26 protein-coding genes and 2 riboswitches are annotated in these 22,406 nt (G+C 52.7%); of the genes, 11 read left to right on the forward strand and 15 right to left on the reverse strand.

Going from position 1 to position 22,406, the window contains the following annotated elements:
• Positions 1-51: 51 nt before the first annotated feature.
• Positions 52-369: a thioredoxin gene (trxA, locus tag BN3795_RS03470; protein ID WP_059041077.1), complete on the reverse strand. Its 318-nt coding sequence runs from the start codon at positions 367-369 to the stop codon at positions 52-54.
• 269 nt (positions 370-638) lie between these two features.
• Here trxA and BN3795_RS24900 point away from each other — a divergent pair, with 269 nt between their 5' ends.
• The gene (locus tag BN3795_RS24900; RefSeq protein WP_110944988.1) at positions 639-794 is read left to right on the forward strand and encodes a YqzM family protein; all 156 of its coding nucleotides are present in this window, start codon (positions 639-641) and stop codon (positions 792-794) included.
• A 272-nt stretch (positions 795-1,066) separates the two neighbouring features.
• Here the strand turns inward: BN3795_RS24900 and dnaI are convergent, their stop codons facing one another.
• The 3 genes from dnaI to BN3795_RS24905 form a co-directional block, all read right to left on the reverse strand.
• Positions 1,067-2,020, reverse strand: coding sequence for a primosomal protein DnaI (gene dnaI / locus BN3795_RS03475; RefSeq protein ID WP_068783356.1), 954 nt, complete (start codon positions 2,018-2,020; stop codon positions 1,067-1,069).
• 37 nt (positions 2,021-2,057) lie between these two features.
• Positions 2,058-3,596: a DnaD domain protein gene (locus tag BN3795_RS03480; RefSeq protein ID WP_068783357.1), complete on the reverse strand. Its 1,539-nt coding sequence runs from the start codon at positions 3,594-3,596 to the stop codon at positions 2,058-2,060.
• A 193-nt stretch (positions 3,597-3,789) separates the two neighbouring features.
• Positions 3,790-3,963, reverse strand: a complete 174-nt coding sequence (locus tag BN3795_RS24905) for an anti-repressor SinI family protein (RefSeq protein ID WP_110945021.1) — start codon at positions 3,961-3,963, stop codon at positions 3,790-3,792.
• A gap of 39 nt (positions 3,964-4,002) precedes the next feature.
• Positions 4,003-4,087, reverse strand: a riboswitch (cyclic di-GMP riboswitch).
• A gap of 475 nt (positions 4,088-4,562) precedes the next feature.
• On the opposite strand from BN3795_RS24905, the gene BN3795_RS03485 reads away from it, so the two are divergent.
• The 4 genes from BN3795_RS03485 (at position 4,563) to BN3795_RS03500 (ending at position 7,874) form a co-directional block, all read left to right on the forward strand.
• A complete protein-coding gene (locus BN3795_RS03485) occupies positions 4,563-6,107 on the forward strand; it encodes a hypothetical protein (RefSeq protein ID WP_198524640.1) in 1,545 nt (514 codons plus the stop codon).
• 1 nt (position 6,108) lies between these two features.
• Positions 6,109-6,699 (forward strand): signal peptidase I SipW, encoded by a 591-nt coding sequence (gene sipW, locus BN3795_RS03490; RefSeq protein ID WP_068783358.1) that lies wholly within the window; start codon positions 6,109-6,111, stop codon positions 6,697-6,699.
• A 102-nt stretch (positions 6,700-6,801) separates the two neighbouring features.
• Complete coding sequence (locus BN3795_RS03495; protein ID WP_068783359.1) at positions 6,802-7,389, forward strand: TasA family protein; 588 nt, start codon at positions 6,802-6,804, stop codon at positions 7,387-7,389.
• Between the two features lie 149 nt (positions 7,390-7,538).
• Positions 7,539-7,874: a helix-turn-helix domain-containing protein gene (locus tag BN3795_RS03500; RefSeq protein ID WP_068783360.1), complete on the forward strand. Its 336-nt coding sequence runs from the start codon at positions 7,539-7,541 to the stop codon at positions 7,872-7,874.
• A 70-nt stretch (positions 7,875-7,944) separates the two neighbouring features.
• Here the strand turns inward: BN3795_RS03500 and BN3795_RS03505 are convergent, their stop codons facing one another.
• Positions 7,945-8,238: a YuiB family protein gene (locus BN3795_RS03505; RefSeq protein ID WP_068783361.1), complete on the reverse strand. Its 294-nt coding sequence runs from the start codon at positions 8,236-8,238 to the stop codon at positions 7,945-7,947.
• 616 nt (positions 8,239-8,854) lie between these two features.
• On the opposite strand from BN3795_RS03505, the gene hemQ reads away from it, so the two are divergent.
• Positions 8,855-9,601, forward strand: a complete 747-nt coding sequence (hemQ, locus tag BN3795_RS03510) for a hydrogen peroxide-dependent heme synthase (protein WP_068783362.1) — start codon at positions 8,855-8,857, stop codon at positions 9,599-9,601.
• 62 nt (positions 9,602-9,663) lie between these two features.
• On the opposite strand, the gene BN3795_RS03515 is transcribed toward hemQ, so the two are convergent.
• Positions 9,664-9,912 carry a hypothetical protein gene (locus BN3795_RS03515; protein ID WP_068783363.1) on the reverse strand — a complete coding sequence of 83 codons (249 nt, stop codon included), beginning with the start codon at positions 9,910-9,912 and terminating at the stop codon, positions 9,664-9,666.
• A 1-nt stretch (position 9,913) separates the two neighbouring features.
• Positions 9,914-11,107, reverse strand: coding sequence for an NAD(P)/FAD-dependent oxidoreductase (locus BN3795_RS03520; RefSeq protein WP_068783364.1), 1,194 nt, complete (start codon positions 11,105-11,107; stop codon positions 9,914-9,916).
• A 419-nt stretch (positions 11,108-11,526) separates the two neighbouring features.
• On the opposite strand from BN3795_RS03520, the gene BN3795_RS03525 reads away from it, so the two are divergent.
• Positions 11,527-12,525 (forward strand): NAD(P)/FAD-dependent oxidoreductase, encoded by a 999-nt coding sequence (locus BN3795_RS03525; RefSeq protein WP_068783365.1) that lies wholly within the window; start codon positions 11,527-11,529, stop codon positions 12,523-12,525.
• A gap of 394 nt (positions 12,526-12,919) precedes the next feature.
• On the opposite strand, the gene sda is transcribed toward BN3795_RS03525, so the two are convergent.
• Both sda and BN3795_RS03535 read right to left on the reverse strand, forming a co-directional pair.
• Entirely contained in the window at positions 12,920-13,063 is a 144-nt protein-coding gene (sda, locus tag BN3795_RS03530; protein ID WP_028540204.1) for a sporulation histidine kinase inhibitor Sda, read from the reverse strand.
• A gap of 224 nt (positions 13,064-13,287) precedes the next feature.
• The gene (locus BN3795_RS03535; RefSeq protein ID WP_068783366.1) at positions 13,288-13,950 is read right to left on the reverse strand and encodes a YheC/YheD family protein; all 663 of its coding nucleotides are present in this window, start codon (positions 13,948-13,950) and stop codon (positions 13,288-13,290) included.
• 196 nt (positions 13,951-14,146) lie between these two features.
• Between BN3795_RS03535 and BN3795_RS03540 the strand changes: the two genes are divergently transcribed.
• Positions 14,147-14,371, forward strand: coding sequence for a hypothetical protein (locus BN3795_RS03540; RefSeq protein ID WP_068783367.1), 225 nt, complete (start codon positions 14,147-14,149; stop codon positions 14,369-14,371).
• Positions 14,372-14,547: 176 nt separating this feature from the next.
• The gene (locus BN3795_RS03545; RefSeq protein ID WP_068783368.1) at positions 14,548-15,741 is read left to right on the forward strand and encodes an AI-2E family transporter; all 1,194 of its coding nucleotides are present in this window, start codon (positions 14,548-14,550) and stop codon (positions 15,739-15,741) included.
• 74 nt (positions 15,742-15,815) lie between these two features.
• Here BN3795_RS03545 and BN3795_RS03550 read toward each other — a convergent pair whose 3' ends face one another.
• The gene (locus BN3795_RS03550; protein ID WP_068783369.1) at positions 15,816-16,172 is read right to left on the reverse strand and encodes a HesB/IscA family protein; all 357 of its coding nucleotides are present in this window, start codon (positions 16,170-16,172) and stop codon (positions 15,816-15,818) included.
• Positions 16,173-16,414: 242 nt separating this feature from the next.
• On the opposite strand from BN3795_RS03550, the gene mqnE reads away from it, so the two are divergent.
• Entirely contained in the window at positions 16,415-17,521 is a 1,107-nt protein-coding gene (mqnE, locus tag BN3795_RS03555) for an aminofutalosine synthase MqnE (protein ID WP_068783370.1), read from the forward strand.
• Between the two features lie 106 nt (positions 17,522-17,627).
• Here mqnE and BN3795_RS03560 read toward each other — a convergent pair whose 3' ends face one another.
• On the reverse strand, positions 17,628-17,861 hold the full coding sequence (locus BN3795_RS03560; protein WP_068783371.1) for a YuzB family protein: 234 nt from the start codon (positions 17,859-17,861) through the stop codon (positions 17,628-17,630).
• 78 nt (positions 17,862-17,939) lie between these two features.
• Here BN3795_RS03560 and BN3795_RS03565 point away from each other — a divergent pair, with 78 nt between their 5' ends.
• Positions 17,940-18,185, forward strand: coding sequence for a NifU family protein (locus BN3795_RS03565; RefSeq protein WP_068783372.1), 246 nt, complete (start codon positions 17,940-17,942; stop codon positions 18,183-18,185).
• Positions 18,186-18,247: 62 nt separating this feature from the next.
• Here the strand turns inward: BN3795_RS03565 and BN3795_RS03570 are convergent, their stop codons facing one another.
• From BN3795_RS03570 to BN3795_RS03585, 4 genes are all read right to left on the reverse strand, one after another.
• Entirely contained in the window at positions 18,248-19,021 is a 774-nt protein-coding gene (locus tag BN3795_RS03570) for an SDR family oxidoreductase (protein ID WP_068783373.1), read from the reverse strand.
• A 420-nt stretch (positions 19,022-19,441) separates the two neighbouring features.
• Positions 19,442-20,323 (reverse strand): MetQ/NlpA family ABC transporter substrate-binding protein, encoded by an 882-nt coding sequence (locus BN3795_RS03575; protein WP_068783374.1) that lies wholly within the window; start codon positions 20,321-20,323, stop codon positions 19,442-19,444.
• Positions 20,324-20,384: 61 nt separating this feature from the next.
• Positions 20,385-21,053, reverse strand: coding sequence for a methionine ABC transporter permease (locus BN3795_RS03580; RefSeq protein WP_068783375.1), 669 nt, complete (start codon positions 21,051-21,053; stop codon positions 20,385-20,387).
• Positions 21,050-22,066, reverse strand: a complete 1,017-nt coding sequence (locus BN3795_RS03585; RefSeq protein WP_068783376.1) for a methionine ABC transporter ATP-binding protein — start codon at positions 22,064-22,066, stop codon at positions 21,050-21,052. Before BN3795_RS03585 ends, BN3795_RS03580 begins: the two co-directional genes overlap by 4 nt.
• A 107-nt stretch (positions 22,067-22,173) precedes the next feature.
• Positions 22,174-22,333: riboswitch (SAM riboswitch) on the reverse strand.
• Between the last annotated feature and the right edge of the window lie 73 nt (positions 22,334-22,406).

Here is a 22,406-nt window from a genome sequence, read left to right on the forward strand (position 1 = left end):
CAAACCGGAGGCGTCATCCAAGGCGTCAAGTGACGCGCCTGATCGTCTGGATTATTGGTGTTTCGCGATCAGGTTCTTCAGCGTATCCTTCGAGTTCAACCCGACGATTTTATCGACCGGTTGACCGTCTTTGAACAGGATGAGTGTAGGAATGCTCATTACGCCGAAACGGGAAGCCGTTTCCGGATTGTCATCCACGTTCAGCTTGGCAATCTTCACCGAGTCGCCTACTTCGGTAGACAACTCCTCCAGAATTGGAGCGATCATCTTGCAAGGACCGCACCATGGAGCCCAAAAATCAACAAGAACCGGACCTTGCCCTTCGATTTCGGCGTTGAAGGACTGATCGGATACATTCACGATAGCCATGATTATTTCCTCCTTATTGGGGTTGCCCAGCCCCGCCGTGTAGCCTGCGGGCACTCGAACAACGGAATAGTTGAACTAAAATGAGGCTGACAGCCTGGAAACAGCTGCCGAACCCATTATACCACACACCACTGAAAAAAAGAAAGTGCATGACAACGCCTTCTTTACAAAGTGAAAAGGGTTTGGTTATACTAAGAATAACCTGAAAACGGATTGTCTATGACATCTTTCATTGACGAGACGATTATTTCCTGAGGAGGCCCGTCGCCATGGATGCTAACACGCATGCGAACGATCCGCGGCAGCATATCAACGAAGAACCCCGCAACGATTTGTTCGACTTAATGAATGGCTTTTTTGGCATGTTGACGTTTATGGCCGTGATTTTCTTCGGCATGGTCATCATTAAATTTCTCGCCAGCTAAGCGTATCTGGCGGTAACAAGACCGCGAAAAAAAACGAAAGAGCCAGGCATTCCCCTGCAAGGGAAGCCCGGCTCTTTTTCTCTGCCGTTAATGACATGTTCAAAAAGTCAGGTTTTCAGGACCGAGAAGGTTGGATGAAGCTAGGGGCTGAGTAGCGGAGCGTACGTTTTGGGTACGTGAGCAACGGAGGACCCGGCTGAATTCAAGATTCGACGTCGAATCCACTTCACATACTCTGCTTCGTCATGGAAAGATGACTTTTTGAACTACCTCTACGCTCGTCCGCGTTTATTCGTCCCGTTCACTTGCACGACGTTGACGAACGGAGCGATTCGGTCCATCAACCGCTGACCCTTGTGCCGCTCCTCCCCGTCCTTGCTCGTAAAGCTCAGATGTTTCTCCAGCGCGTTCAGGGAATAATTCGACGTGTAAAAGGTTGGTTTGCGATTCATCCGGTAATTCAGAATCGCGCCCATCACATGATCGCGCACCCACGGATTCAGGTTCTCCGCGCCGATATCATCAAAGATCAGCAGATCGACCTGCTTCATCATCTCCACCGTCTCCCGCAGCTTGTCGCTGTCCTGCAGCATGCTCTTCAACTCTTCCACGAATTCCGGCATGTAGACGATGGCGCCGGAATATCCTTCCTTCGCCAGTTCATGCAGCAAATAACACATCAAGAACGTTTTGCCGGTGCCGAACGGCCCTTCCAGATACAACCCCTTCGTTTGCAGGCCGGACTCCTTGGTGTCTTCAATGTAGCGAAAAACTTGACCTACGGCGGGTGCCCTCAGGCTGTCCTTGGCCATGATTTCGACTTCATTATACCCTTCCTCCAGCGCCCGCTCATCCACGTAGAAGCTGTGAATTCGCTTCTTCACCGACAATTCCCGCTCATACTGCAGTTGCTTGGAGCATGGAACCTGCCGGTCCACCAGCTGCGGGCTGCCGCCTACCTGTTCGACCGACAATTTCGTAAAGTGACCGGGGAAATCGTTGGGACAGTTCGCAAGTCCCGGGCAATGGGCGCAGCGCTTGCTGTCGTTCACATACTGATACAGCTTGGCCATGCCGCGCGTCAACTGCTCCTGCTCCAGCTCCGGATGACGATTCCGCAGCTCCCCTACCAGCGGATCATTCATCAGACGTGCGGTCAGTTCCTCCGAGCGTTGTTTTAATTGCGTATTCTTCATCTGCGTGAGCAATTCCCCAAGGGATTCCATCGCGGTACGTCACCTTCCTTCCCAAGCCCGAACGGATTCAGACCTCTTTTTTATGCTTGCCGGACTGCATGCGCTCGGCCATCTTGATCAATTCAGCGAATTCTTCCTCGGATACCGCAGCTTCCGCACTAGCACGCTCCACAATCGGGATCTCCGGCTTCGGCTTGGTCCCGCGGCTGCCGTAGCTGCGCGCCCGACCTCCGCCGGCAGCGCCGGCCGACTTCTCCTTCACCTTCTCCTTGACCTTCGACTGGTCGCGGATATATTGCACCGCCTGCTCATACGTGCTGATCTGCTTCAGCAGCATATTGGCGGCGATCGCATCGATAAAGTTGCGATTGATCCGCTGCTCTCCTCCCGAAGTGAGCAGCGACATCAAATAATGAATCAGGACATTAATCACTTCGCCGGGCAGCTTGTAATTGAGATCGATCTTCTCGAAGATATCCAGCAGATTGTCCGGGATCGTCCCGGGGAAGAACGTCTTGAGCAGCCGGGTATACGGCTCATTGCGAAGCATCATATTATATTGATGAATATCGCATTTGCTTTGGAATTGCGGCGGTACGTCGACGTAATACTCCATCTGCACCGCGACTTCCTCCGTTATGCCGCCGGAAGAAGCTGCCGCCTCCGGCGTCTCCCCGCGAATCGCAACGATTTTGCCGTAGGCCACCTCACGCTCTTCTTGACGCCGCTTGCCTTGGCGGAATTGAAGGTTCGCCTTGTGCTGGAGTTCATCCAGCAGAATTCCGCCGCCCGGATCAAAGACCCCGTCTTCGTCCAGCAGCCGGCAAAGGTCCTGCACGCTTAAATCGTATTTGCGGGCCACAAAATTCACCACGCCCATCCCTTCCGGATCGAATCGCAGCGCCTCTACGAATGAGCGATTTTGCGATTCCCGCGGAAAGCGAAGAATGATGTCCGCATAGTTGATCGCGTCCTCCTCCAAGGCCGGCTTGAGGCCGGGCTGCCTGGCCATCGCCGTCTCGGCGATCGCCTGCTCCAGCTCGTAATCAATCGAATGCGTGTTCAGCTCAAATATCTCATAGAACGGAACCGTAATATTTTCCTTATTGAAACCAGGTTTAGGCCATGCCTCCGGCTCCTCGCGGAACAGCTGCTCCCGCAGGGACAACACCGCGAATTTCCCGATCTTGTCCCGCAGCAGCAACGTCAGGTGCTGGGTCCGAAAGAATTCCGCCGGGGCTAACGGGGCCTGGAGCTCGTATTCGTACAAATAATCGTCGCTGTCGGGAAGATACAGCCGGTTCGTTTGAAGCAGGCCGACGGCTTCCAGACGGGATGCCTGCTCGATCAGGAACTTCCGCCCTTTCTCGCTGGGGTCCAGCCCCAACGTCAGGAACAGCTTCCGCTGCTGCTCCACCTCCGAATATCCGACCTGTTCCAGGGGAACCTGCTCCGCCAGCAAGCGGTAGAGCGAAACAGCGAACGCCCCGACCATAGGCTGATATACCAATCCTAGCATCTTGCCATCGACGGGACTGAGGCCGAAGTCACGATAGACGCAATAACGGTGATTTTCGGTAAAATGCAGCATGTTGTTCATGCGCACGGCTTCATCGCTCCTTCCCTATCACGCGCAAATAGACTTCCTCTATTTTAGCATAAAAGCTTCCGTCCTGAATCGTCCCCAGCTTGCAAAAATCGTTCTTTTTCCTCCTGCTCCGCATGGGGACAACGTTTTACGCCGAAATTGACAAAAAAAAGAACCCTCCCAGCACCCCGGGACGATTCCTTATGCCTATCTATTCATTATATACATGCCATTCTGAGAAACTTGGCCGATCCCCTGCCAAGAAGCGCCGAACTTCTTCAATGGAGATCCCCGCCTCTTTGGCCGCGGCGAGCAAAACCACCCATTCCGGATCAACGTTACCGGGGTGCCAATCGTAAACAATAACCTGGGCGGACTTCTTCAACAACAATCTCCTCCTAAGATCATTATTTTGGTTTTGTCCCCAGGCAGTCCAGCCATCCTAGTATCACTACCTTAGATCTGAGACTTTGTGCCCCTGCTTTTCAACAGGTTTACCCTTAACTGGTGCCTTTGTTGGCGGATCACGTACTTATGAGCCAGCAAGCTTTCCTGGTTCCTATTATATAAGCCCGGAGTTGAAAAGTATGTCACTCTGCGTAGACCGGGCAACTCGTTTTCGTCGAAAAGGTTAGCTTTTTTTGTTTGATCCCTAACGATCTTGTCATTTACGGCAAAAAAAACAACCGATCGCTGAAATCCGGATCATTGTTCCTTATAATGAACAAACATCTGCAATATTCCATGTTTTAGGCCGAATTTTAAAGATAAATCAAGATAATCGTTCTTTATTAAGAACAAATCGCCGAATTTGCGATTTTCCTTTTTTCGATTCTATCAGGTATATTCGAATCACGGCATTCGTTCTTGATAACGAACATAGTAACGAACGGATGGAAGCACCTTTGGAAAGGAGCGACTACTCTGCGAAGAACCCGAGCTGAAGTGATCCGTAAATTACGCAAAAAACGGAAGAAGCAAAATATGGTTAAATCGCTGCAATCCGGATTAATTCTCTCGACTCTGCTCTTGTGGACCTCCCAGCAGGTCGGCACGACCTTCGGCGAATTCACCAGCGTACGCGAGGATAACTCGGAAATCAAGGCTTGCCGGGTATTTCCAAGCCAAATCGAAAGCCAGCTTGCGATTTTGGCCGAGCACCTGGAACGGGCCGCTTCCTTAAAAGGAAAGTTCATCGGCGCAACCCTGACCTTCACTGCGATAGATCCAACGATCCTGGCCCCGGTTCCCTCGGAGGTTACTCCATCGGCTCCGTCCATCACGGACGCGGTTTATTCCGGCGGTGACGGATCCGGCAGCTCCGAGGTCGTCGCGGATTTCTCGGCGAGTCTGCAACTAGAAGCCGCCGCCGAGACGGTGTCGGCACGGATCAGTGAACTGAACGCCACCATTCAGCAGCTTAAGCAGCAACAGGCGCTGAACCAATCGATCTGGCAAGAGTTGGTGCAGGAACTGGCCGCAGCAACTGCGGTGGTTCACGGGTTGCTAACCTCGCTGAACGACCTCGAGCCCAATTGCGCCGAACTCACGCAGACCGACTTGATTGACCGTATTGCAAACCTGCTGAAGGGCAGCGGATTGCTGTCCGGGCCGCTTCACGGCACACTGCAGGAGATCCTGAGCTACTTGCGCGGCATCCCTCAATCCGATTTAGCTCTCTCGACCAGCGATGGGTCGGCTGGTGCCATTGCCAGCCCGCTTAGCCTCCATTCGGCTCTTGATGAATCGGCCTTAAGCGATCCGGCGGGCGGCGAAGCGCGCGCTTCCTTCGACAGCGTGCAGGCGTCACTGGAATCCGCAATCGCCGGTTTAACCGCCGAGATCTCCAGTCTCGAAGCGCAGCGAGCTCAACTGTTGGCGGAAGCGGAAGCCCAGCGGCTAGCTGAAATCGAACGTTTGAAGCAACTGGAGGAAGAGAAGGCCAAGGAAGAAGCGAAGCAAGCCGAAGATCCGGCCAACCCGGATGAGAACGCCACCCCCGATGCAGGGGAGCCGCAGGAGCCGGGAGCGGAACAACCGGCGGAGGAAACACCTGATGGGGATGTCCCTCCTACGGTAGACGACCCCGGTGAAGGAGCGGTTCAACCTCCTGCAGACGACGCAGCTTCGGATGACGAAACTGCAGACGAGGAGGTACCGAACGAGGAAACTTTGGACCATGAAGGTTCCTCCGATGAGCAAGCCCCTCCTTCTGGAGATTCGGCCGGACACGAGCCTTCATCAGATCCTGCGAATCCGCCCGCTGGCGGCGACCCGGTTGCTCTTCCGCCGGAGGCGCCGACAAACGGGGACACGCCGGTTCTGGAGTCCCCGCTGCCCTCTGCGCAGCCGGATCCGCTGGAAGATTGGGTTCTGACGAAGCCGGAGGATGAGGATCTACCCCCGAGCGGCGATTTGAATGACGACGAAGATGAAGACGAAGACGAGGATGAAGATGAGGCTCAAGTTGTGGATGCCCCACGGCCTGTGATCCCTTCTCCCGCAACTTCTTCGGAGGCAGGTGAGTAACATGCGGTTTCGTAAATGGTTAGGAAACGCGCTGACGTTCCTGATGGCGGTTGCCTTTTTTACCGTGGCCGGTTCGGTGGTGCTCTCGAAGGTGTCCGGCAGCGAGCCGAATTTCTACGGCTATCAACTGAAAACGGTGCTGTCCGGTTCGATGGAACCCTCGATCCCTACCGGTTCCGTTGCGGCCATTAAACCCGGGGGCGATATGACGCGGTTCAAGGTTGGCGACGTGATCACCTTCCGCTCCAGCGACAATAAGCTGATCACCCACCGGATTGTTGATGTCACGCGCAACGAGGAAAGCGGCCAGGTGCTCTACCGGACCAAAGGGGATAGCAACGGCGCTGCCGATTCCGCCCCGGTGAACCCGGCGAACATCACCGGTGTTTATACCGGATTCAACGTTCCGTACGTCGGCTATGTATTAAGCTTCGCCGGAACGAAAACGGGAAATGTCGTACTGCTGATCATCCCGGGGCTCCTCTTATTCCTGTACGCACTCGTTTCCCTATGGAAAGCGATCGCCGGGCTGGAGGAACCGAAATCCGACCCGAACCGGTCGCCATCCCACACGGACGCCAAGGTAACCTGACCCTTTTGGGAGCCGATTCACATCAAGCGGTTGTTCTCCTTATGAATTCATAAGGATGCAATATATAAAATAATCTTTTTAAAATCAGGGAGGAATTCAAGAATGGGTATCAAAAAGACGTTAGGATTCGGAGTAGCCACTGCAGCACTGGGTTTGACATTGATCGGCGGAGGCACGTTCGCTTACTTTAGCGATACGGTCGAAACGACCGGGACGTTCGCCGCGGGTACATTGGATATCAACGCGGATCCTACGGCGATTGTGGATATCGGCAACTTGAAACCAGGGGATCAAGTACTTCGTTCGTTCAAACTCAAAAACTCCGGCACGCTGGACATCAAGGAAGTACTGCTGAAAACTAGCTACACGGTAACGAACCGCGCTGGCGCACCGGCTAACACGGACGATTTCGGCAAACATATCAAAGTGAAAATCCTGAAAAACGTAGACAAACTGAATGACGTCATTTATGAAACTACGTTGTTCGATCTGCAAAATCAAACCCCGGACGCGGTTGAAAATGGATTTTTCCTCGGGGAACGCAGCGGCCTGAAAGCCGGCAACACCGATATCTTGGCCGTAGCCTTTGAATTCGTCGACAACGGTCAAGACCAAAACCAATTCCAAGGCGACGCCTTGAACCTGAAATGGACGTTTGAAGCCAAACAAGGCAACGGCGATCTCAGATAATCTCGGATCATCCGAAGCAGAACACCTGGCCCCGCTCCTGGGACTACGGTGTTCTTTGCTTCTTTAAAATCCGACTAAACGCCTTTGTCCGATCCCGGTTATTCTGCTATAATGGCATCAAATGATTCTGATAGAAGGGCGACGGCTACATGGCAGAACATATTGGCGAGCGTATTCAGAAAATTCGGCAAGACCGAGGGTACTCCTTGTCCGAGTTGGCGGAGAAAGCGGATGTGGCAAAATCCTACCTCAGCAACGTTGAACGCAATATTCAATCGAATCCCTCCATTTCCTTCATCGAGAAGATAGCCGACGCTCTTAACGTCTCGATCAACCTGCTATTCTATGGCGACCGCCCCGCACCGGAATTGCTTGATCCGGAATGGTCGGAGCTGGTGCAGGAAGCTATGACTTCGGGCGTCAGCAAGAAGGAGTTCAAGGACTTCCTGGAATACCAGAAGTGGAAACGAAGCCAGCAGGAATAACGCAAACCCAAAAAAGCGCGAGTCGCCAAGGGCTATCCCTTAACGGTGCTCGCGCTTTTTGAATTACTTCTTAGAACATTTTGTACCCGCCCAACCGGAGTTTGCGGATCGTCCACCCGCTCAGGATCGCTCCGCACAGCCCGGCGAATGCCGTCAGGTAATCAACCAGCCGGAACGAGGCCAGATAAGTGCCGAAGCTCTGGTCATGATTCCACAGCGTGTAGACTACGATCGGCAAAATCACGATGATGAAGACGTACGCCGGAAACCAGGTTGTTTTCATTAACATATTCAGAATAAAACCGATGCCGAACATCATGACGAAGAATAGAACCATCAGCACCAGTACGATGAGCCACCCCATCGCTCCCCCACCCTTCTTAGAGGTAATTGAAAAAGGCATCTTTCGATCACGGAGCAGGTCAATGAAGGGGATTCGACATCGAATCTTGAATTCAGCCGGGCCTTCCGTTGCTCACGTACCCAAATGTACGCTCCGCTACTCAGTCCCTAGCTTCATTCAACCTTCTCGGTGCTCCAAACCTGCCTTTTTCAATCTTCATTGTAACGGTCATTCAAAAAGGCATCTTTCGATCACGAAGTTTTCCGAAGAAGCTTACTCGACATCGAATCTTGAATTCAGCCGGGCCTTCCGTTGCTCACGTACCTAAATGTACGCTCCGCTACTCAGTCCCTAGCTTCATCCAACCTTCTCGGTGCTCCAAACCTGCCTTTTTCAATCTTCATTGTAACGGTCATTCAAAAAGGCATCTTTCGATCACGAAAGTCGCTCGAACTATAACTTAAATCACACCTATTCAGGCTAGTAGTTAGTTTACTAGAAAATATGTAACGAAGCAATGAACTTTGCATGAAAATTGAGTGAATCGATTTGCCCCGTTCAGGCTCCTTGCGCTACAATAAGAATCGTATTGACGATTCGGGAATAAGGATCAGAATGAATCTAGGAGTGATTATACATGAACGAAGCTACCTTAACCCTTGAAGGTTGGTATGCGCTTCACGATTTCCGCACCATCGATTGGACCGCCTGGAAAGAGGCGGATGACGAGGAACGCGCCGGAGCTCTGGAGGAGCTGCATACGTTCCTGAAAGAATGGAACCAAATGGAAGAATCCAGGACGGGCAGCACCGCCGTGTATTCGATCGTCGGACAGAAAGCCGATCTCGTGTTTATGCACCTGCGGGAAAGCCTCGAAGAGCTGAGCGCTTTGGAGACGGCCTTCAACAAAACAACCTTTGCTGAATATACAACCAAGGCGTACTCTTATGTCAGCGTTGTAGAACTGAGCAATTATCTGGCATCCGGGGGCGGCGACCCGAAGGCGAATCCGGAGGTGATGGCCCGGTTGCAGCCCATCCTGCCGAAATCGAACCACATCTGCTTCTATCCGATGAACAAGAAGCGTGAGCTAAGCGACAATTGGTATATGCTCTCGATGGACGAGCGCCGCGAAATGATGCGCAGCCACGGCCTGATTGGCCGCAGCTACGCCGGCAAAGTGAAGCAAATTATCACCGGCTCTGTCGGCCTGGACGACTGGGAATGGGGGGTCACCCTGTTCGCTGACGACGCGCTGCAGTTCAAGAAACTGGTTTATGAGATGCGATTTGACGAAGTCAGCGCACGGTACGGCGAGTTTGGCGCCTTTTATGTCGGCAACTTGCTGAACGCGGAACGGCTTGACGATATGCTGAAGCTGTAAACCCACAAATAACAATAAAGGGGGTGCCTGCTCCTACGAGCGGCACACCCTTTATTTCTTATTCATTCCGCTTCCTCTTCCGCCTCCAGCGACTTCAGGAACTCCGCAGTCGCCCGGTCACGGTCGCGGCTCTTCTCCTTCAGCCGTTCGATCGCCGGCAGGATCAGCAGATCCACTTCCTTCTGCACCGTATAAGCCAAATCGTAACGCTGCTGCGCTTCCAGATAAGAGCCTACTTCCATCAAGGCGTTGTAGCGGTCCAGCTCATCCCGCGTCAGCAGCCCTCGAACCTGTACGCTGCAGTGACGCATGTTAGAAGAATCTTCCTTTTTTCAACACGAGCGGGATACCGCCGATAATGAACAGATAACGCATATCCACCAGCTTCTTCAATTGGGCAGCTACCCAACCTTTGTACTTCTTGCCAAAAGCGCTGGCCACCGCTTCCCCTTTCCCAAGCGAAGCCACCGTTCCTTTGTTGCTGAACACGAATTTCTTGAGCTCTTTGCCGCGAATGGACGCCACCACATTTTGCGCACAGGTCACCCCTTGCTGCATGGCGATTTGCGCTGTTGGCGGATACGGACGCCCCTCCGGATTGAACATCAGCGAATTATCCCCAATGATAAAGACATTGTCATGACCCGGGGCCCGTAAATAATCGTCGATCTTCACCCGCCCGCGCGCGGTCTCAAAGCCCGCCGCTTCGATCAGGCGATTGCCGCGGATGCCGCCAGTCCATACGACCGTCTGCGACTTAATTTCTTCGCCGGTGGCCAGAATAACACCATCTGGTGTACATTCCTTGATCGCAACGCCGATCTTGAATTGGACGCCCTTCTTCTTAAGCACGTCCATCGCATATTCGACCAGCTCCGGATCGAAGCCTGGCAGAGCTGTCGGCGCGGCTTCGACGTTGTACACGTTCACGAAGTTCGGATCCACATCATATTCCTTGCACAGCTGCGGGATGCGGTCAGCCAGCTCGGCGACAAATTCGATGCCGCTGAAGCCCGCACCGCCCACGACAAAGTTCAGACGGTCGGTCCGGCTTTCGTCCATTTTGTACAAGGCGAATTGATATTCGATATGCTGGCGGATCAGGCGAACGGAATTGATGCTGCGAATCGTCATCGCATATTCCGTCAACCCCGGGATGCCGAAGGATTCCGGCTCACCGCCCAGCGCGATAATCAGGTAATCATAAGAAAGGGTTCCGTCCTGCAGCACGACTTTCTTATCGGCTAGACGGATCTCCTGTACGTTCGATTTCACAAGGTCAATCTTGAATTCGTCAATCAATTTGGAAATAGCCACTCGGGTATGTTCGATGGAGTCCGTCCCGGCAGCCGGCATATGCAGATGGGTCGTGAAGTAATGATAGTCGTGCCGATTCACCAGGGTGACGTCCGCTTCATTGTAATTCAGCTCTTTCTGCAGCCGCTGCGCGGTAAGAATGCCGCCATAACCCGCACCAAGAATTACAATTTTGGGTATGGTACTCATGTATTTGTTCTCCTTCCAATTTACACACTCTATATTTGATTTAAACCAAAAAACGCAATGTGAAAATTAACACATAAAAATCCAGTCTTTCGTACTATATCTAAGTATTACCTAAAACCAGAGACATTTGTCACAATTAGTTTAACCCTTATTTATAGGATGAGCAAAAGCCTTCTGTCGTATAATCATAAATGTACTTTTTTCGTCACAAATATGAGTGCATACATTTGAATGATATCGGCTTTTACCTAAAAGATCAAGTCTTATTTTACCTGCAACGAGAGGACTTTCCACGGATTATTTTCCATCTTTTCGACAGTTTTCTTCTCGCCTTTGCAAGCGGGGGTGTGACGATTATAATAAAGTAGAATTGACATTATAGCTAGATAGAAAAGAAACCATCTGGAGGTGTTTGGCCCGTGTCATCTCAAAACAACGTCGAGTTTACTGATCTCCTGATTATCGGGGGCGGACCGGCAGGCATGTTTGCCGCATTTTACGGCGGAATGAGAAAAGCTTCCGTCAAACTGATTGAAAGTATGCCTCAGTTGGGGGGACAAGTTGCTGCCCTCTACCCTGAGAAATATATTTACGACGTGGCCGGCTTTCCTAAAGTAACGGGCCAGGAGTTAATCGACAACCTGAACGAGCAATTGAAGCTGTTCGAGCCGGATGTTCGTCTGGAGGAACGGGTGCTGCAGATCGAGAAGAAAAAGGAGCGCCATTTCGTGGTGACGACCGATAAGGGCGTACACTTTGCACGTGCCTTGATCATAACCGCAGGGGTCGGCGCTTTTGAACCCCGCCGACTTGACCTGGAGAACGCCGCGCGTTTCGAGAAAACCAATCTGCATTATTTCGTTAGCGACATGAACCGGTTCCGCGGGAAGAAAGTGCTGATCAGCGGCGGCGGCGACTCCGCTGTCGACTGGGCGCTGATGCTGGAGCCCATCGCGGAGCAGGTCACGTTGATCCATCGCCGCGACAAGTTCCGGGCGCATGAGCATAGCGTTGAGAAGTTAATGGCTTCCCGCGTACAGGTCATCACGCCTTCGGAAATCGCGGAGCTGCATGGCGACGAGCGGATCGAACGCGTGACACTGGCGGACGTGAAATCGAAGGAGACCCAGGAGGTTGCCGTGGACGACGTTATCGTCAACTTCGGTTTCGTGTCTTCGCTGGGACCGATCGCTGAATGGGGTCTCGACATCGAAGGCAACGCCATTGTCGTCGACTCCCGGATGGAAAGCTCGATTCCCGGCATCTTTGCCGCCGGAGACATTACGACATATCCCGGCAAATTGGACCTGATTGCGGTAGGATTTGGCGAAGCCCCTACAGCGGTCAACAATGCCAAGGTCTACATCGATCCGGAAGCGAAATTGTCCCCGGGCCACAGCAGCAATATGAAGCTCTAGTTCGTACAGAAGATTTGCGACATTACATGTTCTAACAAATAAAAGGGTATCTTAACTTTACGGAAGATGAAGCCGTAAAGGAGAGATACCCTTTGCCATTTATATGCCCGTTATGTAACGGTTTGGCTGCATTGCATGCTACCTGCCCGGATTGTGGATACGTTCTGGAGAACGCGGGAAAAAAAGAAGATTACGCCGGGCCCTACAGCCCATACGGCTCCGCTGATCAATACACCTCAGCCATCTCCGCGCGTATTCCTTCCGGCTGCGAACATGTCGTGCAGTGTCCGCATTGTCATGAAGCTTATATATATCATGTCAACGCCTGGCAGGCGCCTTGAAATTTGGGGATAACTTCATCTTCACACTGGGAAATTGCCAAGTTGTCCACAATTCAGTGCAGAACGGACGGCGCGGCAAGCTCTAATTCGCGTTTGCGAATTTCTGCTAACAGCAGTGCGATAAACTCCCGATCCAGTTGCAGTTCGGTTGCTTTCTGATAGGATTCCAGGAGCAACTCATCCGTTAACAGCGCCATTCATACCACATCCTTTCTAGTATTTTCCTCATCATAACAGGAAAAGTTTAGTAGAACAAGTGTTCCTGTTATCCACAATGGCTTGTGGAAATCCTGTGAATAACGTGTTAGTAATTATCGAAAACCGTTGAAAAAACTAATGGGATAATGTGGATAAAAGTTATTCACAGGACATTTGTTCCCATAATTCACCAAAAATTTTTTTATTTTTCGACGATCCGAGCTTATTGCGGCCGCGTATTGACTTCAAAAATCCAGATCTTCCCGTTCCGATCTACGCCGTAATCAAATCCCAACTGCCCGATGCCCGGAAAACGGGTCTCCAATATTTGCACACATGTATTGGTCAACGTGCGCATTTCCCGCCGTTTGCGGCCGGAGACCTTGCGGCTTAAGGAGCGGCTAAGCCCCTCGCGCGCACTGAGCATCGTTCCGCCTTTGCACAGATTGGTTACGAACAGCCCGGGACGGGCCAAGCGCCCAACCATTGAGCGGTACACCCATGCCCCGTTCTCCTTGACGACCTTCACCCGGTAGTCGATCGGCCGACCGCCGATGCGCGCCAAATGGATTCCTTGCTGGATCATGTACTTCCGCCCGACCTTCACTCGGTTCAATGCCCGAAACATCGCCTCAAAGCTTCGGAAGCCATGCCCCCGGGACATATAGGTATAGGCATAAACTCCGCCTGCGTAAGTTACCTTGATTACACCGTAACCCCCGCCGCCGCGGAGCGGTTTAATCACGACCATGCCGAACTGATGCAGCATGCTCCTTAATGCATCAGCACTGTACAATCGGGTTTGCGGTATGTGGGCGGCCACGTCCGCGTTGCTTAGAAGCGCCTCGGTCTTGAGCCATTTATTGGCCAATTGTCTTCCCGCCATGACACCATCCCCTTTCTCGCACTATACGATATCCTACTCATTTGTAGATTAATATTCTTGGATGTTTGTCCAAGGCGTCAGCCCCTTTCTCCATGGCCGCCGTCTACAGCCTTCTTCTATGCAAAGGGAGGGATTTCGCGTATATTAAGGGGGGACATTGGTCTATACCTAGCAGAGGAAGGGGAAATCAAAAGCTTTGAATACGGGGGATTCTTCATTTGAGGCAGCTTTGTTCGAGGTGCTTTATTGGTTTGCCATGATCGCCATGTCGCTGGTGCTGGCAGGCATCACCGTCGCTCTGTTCCTCACGGGCATAAAGATGGCCAAAACGGCGCGCAAAGGTCTCGGCATCGGCTGTATCGTCTTCTCTCTCGTGGCGGCCTCTATGGTCGTCATGATGGTGAATCGGCAATTTTTCTAAACCGGGTCGGGAAGCGCCTGACCGCCGTCGAAAGGCTCGGGTGATCGCCTGCGCGCGGGATCCGAGCTTTTTTCCTAAAAATTGTGGGAACCAAATTGCTTTGATTCGTATTACTACATAGGAAATGAAAAGATTGTGAATTGAGACAGAAGGAAGATACAGGAGGCTCTAATGGCATGACACAACCTTGGGGGAACCGATTCAAAAGGTTTTTTCTAAACAATCGTTTTGTGGTATTTCTTCTTATCGTCTTGCTGATCGGCTTAAACATTCTCGTGTTCGCCAAGATTCCGTTTGTGTTCAAACCGCTTGCGGTGCTGCTCAAAACGGTGCTGCTGCCGATTCTGCTGACCGGGGCGATTTATTATCTGCTGAATCCGCTTGTAGATTGGTTGGAAACCAAGCGAATCCGCAGAGTCTATACGATTACCGGATTGTATCTTTTTATTGCGGGCATCCTTACGGTGCTGATCATGACCGTTATCCCTTTGGTTCAGGCGCAAATCCTCAGCTTGATCGAAAACCTCCCGAGATACATCGCGGAGGTGCAGCGGCAGTTCGAAAGCTTGATCGGCAGCAATTTCTTCCATCAGGTTCAAACGTCCACCGGCTTTAGTCTTGATGACCTGTCGAATTCCCTGTCGGAGCAGGGAACTGCGCTGCTGAACAACGCCTGGTCCGGCATCGGCGGTTTTATCGGGGCTGTGAAGAACGTCGTCCTGGCGATCGTCACCGTGCCGTTTATCCTGTTCTATTTGTTGAAGGACGGCAAGAAGCTGCCTGCCTTCATCCTGCGGTACGTACCCGTACGCTTCCGCGAACAAACGCATCATGTCATGACTGAAATGAACGGCCAGATCAGTTCCTATATCCGCGGGCAGATCATCGTCAGCTTCTGTATCGGGGCGCTGATGTATGTCGGCTTCCTGATCATCGGCCTCGACTACTCGCTGACGCTGGCGATCATCGCTTCGTTCACGAGCATCGTACCGTACCTCGGTCCGGCCATCGCGATCACGCCGGCGATCATCGTGGCCCTCGTCACGTCGCCGATCATGCTGCTGAAGCTGATCGTCGTGTGGACGGTCGTCCAACTGATCGAAGGCAAGTTCATCTCGCCGCAAATTATGGGCAAGACGCTGCGCGTCCATCCGATTACGATCATCTTCGTGATCCTGACCGCCGGCAATCTGTTTGGTGTGCTGGGCGTCATCCTGGCCGTGCCGGGGTATGCCGTGCTGAAGGTCATCTTCACCCATTTGTTCCAATGGTTCGAACGGCGCTCGCATTTGTACGAGGAAACGGAGACAGACAGGCCTGCCCCTGGTCAGGATGCGATTTCTGAAATTGCAGACGAACCACAGCATTAAACAAAAAAAGGATTCTTCCAGACGGAAGAGTCCTTTTTTAGATTTGATCTCAACTGCTGTGCTTCTATTTCTTATCAATCGCAAGGCTGTGGCTGACCCTCTTCGTCCTTGAAGCGGAACGATTGGCCGCAGCCGCAGGTGGCGATGGCGTTCGGGTTGTGGATGGTGAACCCGCCGCTCATGCCGGATTCCTTGAAGTCGATTTCCAGACCGTTCAAATAGCGGACGCTCTCCTTATCCACGACCACCTTAAGTCCGTTAATATCCATGTATACGTCCTCTTCGCTCTCCTGATCATCCAGGCCCATGCCATAGGAGAAGCCGCTGCAGCCTCCGGGATTCACCCCGACCCGCAGGAACATATTCGGCGTTTCTTCCGCAGCTAACATATCCTTAATCCGCGCCATGGCGCTTTCACTTATGGTAATCATCGTGCACTCACTCCTTGTTAAAGTATGATAAAAATCGGCAGCGATTTGAGAAATTCATCAACTATAAAGAAATTATACTCCTTCTCCTCATTCTACTCAACAAATGTGATATTTCATGTTGCCAAACTTGATTCTTCTCCTCTGTCTTATTGCCCGCTTGGGATGTGAGGTTTATAATAGGTAGGTAATTCATACAGTTAGAATACGAGGTATTTCATGCATTTGGAAACGGAGGGAACGTTATGTTCACTGTAGTCACCCCAAACACCGAGAAGAGAATGGCCGAAATTGTGGACAAAGTCCGCCAAGGCGAACGTCTTACCCTCGAAGACGGTGTCTATTTATATGAAAGCGATGATCTATTGACTCTTGGACAATTAGCCAATGAAGTGAATTTGCGCAAGAATGGCAAAAAAGTCTATTTCATCGAAAATATGAGCCTCTACTTCACGAACGTCTGCGAATCTCACTGCGCGTTTTGCAGCTTCCGCAAGGACCAAGGCGAAGAAGGGGCTTATACGCTTTCCGGGGAGGAAATGGTCGCATATGTGAATCAACATATCACCCCGGGCGTCCGCGAATTCCATATCGTGGGCGGGCATAATAACCATGTTCCGTTCCAATACTACGTCGATTCGCTCAAAGCGCTGAAGGAGAATTTCCCGGAGGTCACAATCAAGGCGTATACGGCGGCGGAGATCGAATTCTTCACCCGGATCAGCGGCCTGAGCACGAAGGAAGTGCTGATTCGCCTGCAGGAAGCCGGACTTGAATCGTTAACCGGCGGCGGCGCAGAGATTTTGTCCGACCAATATCGGGAAAAGATGAAGGTAGAAAAGGCCAACGTCGACCAATATCTGGACGTCCATCGGACCGCACACCAGCTAGGCATGAAGACGCCGACCACCATGCTGTACGGCTCGATCGAATCCTATGAGGATCGCATCCGCCATATGATGCAGATCCGCGAGCTGCAGGACGAAACCGGCGGGTTTCAGGTGTTTATCCCGTTGTCGATGCAGCCGCGCAACAAGAACGCCAGCATCATGCGCCGCAACTCGGCCTACGAGGACCTCAAGACGATCGCGATCAGCCGCTTGATGCTGGATAACATCCAACACATCAAAGCGTACTTTATCAATATCGGCGTCCAATTGACGCAAGTAGCCATGGCCTTCGGTGCTTCGGATGTGCACGGCACAATCCTGAAGGAGCAAATCAGTCACGCCGCCGGTGCGCAAACTCCGGAAGGACTGACGCTCAAAGAACTGATCTGGCTGGTCAAAGGCGCGGGGCGCATTCCGGTTGAACGGGACACGTTCTATAACGAAATTCGGGTTTACGAATAATCGGCCGACAACAGCCTGACGGCAATAGGATGGTGAAAGAGGGCGAGACGCCGCGGCTAACGCAGAGCTAAATAAGGCAGCACACCCAAACCAAGCCTGAAGAGGCCTATGGATGGGGCTCCCTGATTTTTTGCAAAATGCGCTGTGCAAGCTGCTCTGCGTCTTCCCCTTCCACCTGCTCCCCGTCAACCAGGATGTACGGGAACAAATAACAGGTGCCGCAAGCGGTCAGGCAGCCGTACTCGTAGACGTCGCACTCCACTTGTTCCTTCACTGCCCGGATCGCTTCCCCCGTACCTAAGCTGGCGTTATTTGCACAAAATTCAAGGATCGGTTTCATCTTCCGTCCTCCCCATGAAGAAGCATTTAAATTTTTGACTTTTTGTAATATAATAAGGCAAGAAAGGAGTTGAATACAATGAGTGAACATGTACAAGATAAATTGTATGATGAAGTATTGGAAGTATTGGACAAACTGCGGCCTTTCCTGCAGCGTGACGGTGGCGACGTTGAACTCGTCGACGTGGAAGACGGCATCGTGAAGCTGAAGTTGATGGGTGCCTGCGGCAGCTGCCCCAGCTCCACCATCACCCTCAAAGCGGGGATCGAACGCGCCCTGTTCGAAGAAGTGGACGGCGTAGAAGAGGTTGTTCAAGTATTCTAATTCTGTTTAATAAATCGACCCGGCCCCCGGCAGATTGCCAGTGGGCCGGGTCTTTTGTTTGTTCAGGAAGGCTTGATCCACGGCCGGATCGGATCCAGGCCGCCGGAGATATCCATGATGTTGCCGGTGATGAAATCCGAATCTGTATGGCACAGGAACGCGATCACGCGGGCGATATCCTCCCCGCTTCCCGGTCGACCCAGCGGCGTCTCCCCGTCGCGGAGCCCTCGGACCTCATGAATCGACATCTCCTTCTGGCCGCCGCGGATATCGCCCGGGCATACCATGTTCACGGTGATGCCGTAAGGCGCTTCCTCAACGGCCAGCGTCTTCGTGAAGGACACGAGCCCGGTTTTGGCTGCGGCATAGACGGCCCTGTGCGGCCAGGCCCGCGATTCGGAAGCATGACCGAATCCGAAATGAATGATCCGCCCCCAGCGCTTCTCCCGCATGCCCGGCAATACGAGATGATCCAGCAGCAGGCTGCCGACCAGGTTCCCCTCGATCATCGCCAGCACTTCGGTCTGGCTGTAATCGGCGAACAGCTTACGCTCCCGGATAAACGGGCCGGCATTGTTGACCAGAATATCGATCGTTCCCAGCTGTTCCTCCACCTGCCGGGCCAGACCCTCGATTTGTTCGCGGCGCGAGATATCCGCCTGCACCGCGATGCAGCGAACCCCCATCCGCTCGATATCGGAACGAAGGGAGAACGCTTCCGCTTCGCTATGTACGTAATTCAGCGCGATATGGCAGCCTTGCTCCGCCAGCGTCAGCGCCGTTTTTTTCCCGAGACCCTTCGCGCTCCCGGTGATTAAGGCGACTTTCCCTTGCAACGTTCCTCCTCCTCCAGATGCGATTATCTCAAGTATAAAAGATTTGGCACGTTCCCACAAACGGAAGCGCTGTGACATCCTCCCTTCCGATGATGCCGCCCGCCTATCTTCAAATGCATAAGTACAGGTGATTTTCACCAAAAGGCCCCGACAGTAGCCTTCAAATGCATAAGTGCAGTTTCTTTCCGGCCCAAAGGGGATATTCTGGCGAATCGCCGCCAACCAGATGCACTTTTGCATTTCAGTCGGCTTCTATCGGGAATTTGCCGGAGAGGTACTGCAGTTTTGCAGTTGAGGTGGAGGCGGATGCCGATGCGAGCAATGGGTTCTTGCCTTGGTCCGGCGGCACCACTTCTCGTCGGGCTCCAGCAATAAAAAAATCCCGCTGCATGTGCAGCGGGAACCCTTCAAGTCTTAATCTTAGAATACCGGAACAAGCGCCCCTTGGTACGTATCGTTAATGAACGTTCTAACCTCATCGGAAGTCAGAGCTTTCGCCAGCTTCTGAATCGCATCGGAGTCCTTGTTGTCCGGGCGGGCAACCAGGATGTTCGTGTACGGCGAATCCTTATCCTCGATGAACAATGCGTCCTTCGTCGGATTCAGCTTCGCTTCCAGCGCATAGTTGGTATTGATCAACGCCAAGTCCACTTCCGCCAATTGACGCGGCAGCATCGCTGCATCGGCTTCGATGATTTTCAGGTTTTTCGGATTTTCGACGATATCCTTTTGCGTTGCGGTGATGCCGGCTTCATCCTTCAGCTTAAGCAACCCTTGCTTCTGCAGCAGCAGCAGCGCGCGGCCGCCGTTGGTTGGGTCGTTCGGGATCGCGACTTTTGCGCCATCCGGAATTTCGTCTGTGGATTTGAATTTGTTGGAGTAAGCGCCAAACGGTTCAACGTGAACCCCTACGACCGGAACGAGATCGAAGCCGTTTTGGTCATTTTGCTCGTCCAGGTAAGGCTGATGTTGGAAGTAGTTGGCGTCCAGTTCTTTTTCATACAATTGTACGTTGGGCTGCACATAGTCGGTGAACTCTTTGACTTCTAGCTCCACGCCTTCTTCCTTCAGCTTCGGTGCGATAAATTTCAAAATGTCCGCGTGAGGGACCGTAGCGCCTACAACCAGCTTCACGGGCTCGGCTGCAGTCGTGTTCTCCGCTTTTGCCGCGTTCCCTTCAGCAGCCGACGATTCTCCTGCCGTGTTACCTGCAGTTCCGTTGTTGGCGGCGTTATTGTTGCCGCAAGCGGCCAGCACCAGAACCAAGACAAGCGTCAACAAAGATAAAGTCCATTTTTTCATCACTGTTTCTCCCCTTAAATTTTATTTTGAATAAGGATATGTCTCTATATTTAAAGTTTCCTTATTTCCGCGTAAAAAAGATCACCAGCCGGTCGCCCAGCATTTGCAGCACTTGTACCAGAATGACCATGAGAAACACCGAAACGATCATAATTCCCGTCTCGTACCGGTAATATCCGTACCGGATCGCCAGGTCGCCAAGTCCGCCGCCGCCCACCATACCCGACATGGCGGTGTAGGATACCAGCGTGACCACGGTAATCGTCATGCCGGCAATCAAGCCGGGCAGCGATTCCGGCAGCAGCACCTTGCGAATGATCTGGAACGAAGAAGCGCCCATGGCCTGGGAAGCTTCGATCACCCCGCGATCCACCTCGCGCAGCGCCGTCTCCACCAACCGGGCGAAGAACGGGGCCGCCCCGATCACCAGCGGCGGAATCGTGCCTTCAACGCCGGTGGACACACCCATGATAGCCCGCGTGACCGGAATCAACGCGACGATCAGGATGATGAATGGCACCGAGCGAAGGATGTTGACGACGAGCGAAATTATCCGGTAAACCCATCCTAATACCAAGGATTGGGAACGCGAGAAGGTGAACAGCAGCACCCCCAGCGGGAGCCCGATCACGAAGGTGAACAAGGTGGCGTACCCCATCATCTCCAACGTATCCAGCGTTGCTGCCCCCATCTCCGACCAATCAATCATTCCGAGGTCCAGTCCTCTCATTCCTCGATCACCTCCACATCCAGCTCGCGTTCCCGCAGGAGCGACAGCGTGCGCTCCACCCGATCATCTTCCCCCTCGAACGATACGGTCAGTTGACCGTACGGGGTATCCTTAATCGTTGAGATCGTTCCTTGCAGGATCGCGAAGTTGACGCCGGTCTCCCGGACAACTTGGGACAACACCGATTCGTAAGTCTTCGCACCCAGGAACGTAATTTTGACCAGCCTGGACCACGCCGGATGCGGAACGGAAGCAGCCAGCCTCACGGCTTCTTCTCCCGCCTCCCGGTGGATGAACTCCCGGGTCACCGTATGCTTCGGCTTAAGGAACACCTCCGTCACCGGCCCTTGCTCCACAATGCCGCCTTCATGAATGACCGCCACCCGATCACAGATGCTCTGGATGACGTGCATCTCATGCGTGATCAGCAGGATCGTCAACTGGAACCGCCGGTTGATGTCGAGCAGCAGCTTCAGGATCGAATCCGTCGTCTGCGGATCCAGCGCCGAGGTCGCCTCGTCGCACAGCAGCACATCCGGATCGCTGGCCAGGGCCCGGGCGATACCGACCCGCTGCTTCTGCCCGCCGGACAGCTGCGCCGGATACTTGTTCCGGTGCTCCTCCAGTCCAACCAAGGCCAGCAGCTCATTCACCTTCTCGGCGATCGCCGCCTTCGGCGTTCCGATCAGCGTCAGCGGGAAAGCGATGTTATCATAGACTGTTGCCGAGGAGAGCAGGTTGAAATGCTGAAAAATCATGCCGATCTTGCGGCGCTGCTGCTGCAGCTCACGCTTGCCGAGCTTCGTCAGCTCAACTCCGCCGACCCATACCTCGCCTTCGGTTGGACGCTCCAGCAAATTGATGCAGCGGATCAATGTGCTCTTGCCCGCGCCGGAATGACCGATGACGCCGAAGATCTCCCCTTTGCGGACGCTCAGATTCAACCCGGATAAGGCGGGAGTCGCCGTTTTTTTCGCGCCATATATTTTGGTAATTCCCTTAAGTTCAATCAATCGGCTAACCTCCTGTACCTAGCATGATCCAATATCGACCGGTGTATGAAAAAACAGAAAAGAGCCCTCACAGATTCAAAGGGCTCTCTTTACGTAAAGACAATGCCTTCTCATCTGCCAAAACCATCTGTTAACAAACGCAGTGGTTTTGAAGGAATTAGCACCATGACATTCGGTCCCGTGACGAATGCGGCATGACTTGCGCATCACGGGCGAATCGGTTGCTGGGCTTCATCGGGCCTTTCCCTCCGCCTCTCTCGATAAGAAAAATATGAAATTTTATAGAGTCGTATATTGAGATTGAAACTATTGATGAGTATAAAGAGTTTTGCCCATTTTG

This window comes from Paenibacillus phocaeensis (assembly GCF_900021165.1).
Lineage (GTDB): Bacteria > Bacillota > Bacilli > Paenibacillales > Paenibacillaceae > Fontibacillus > Fontibacillus phocaensis.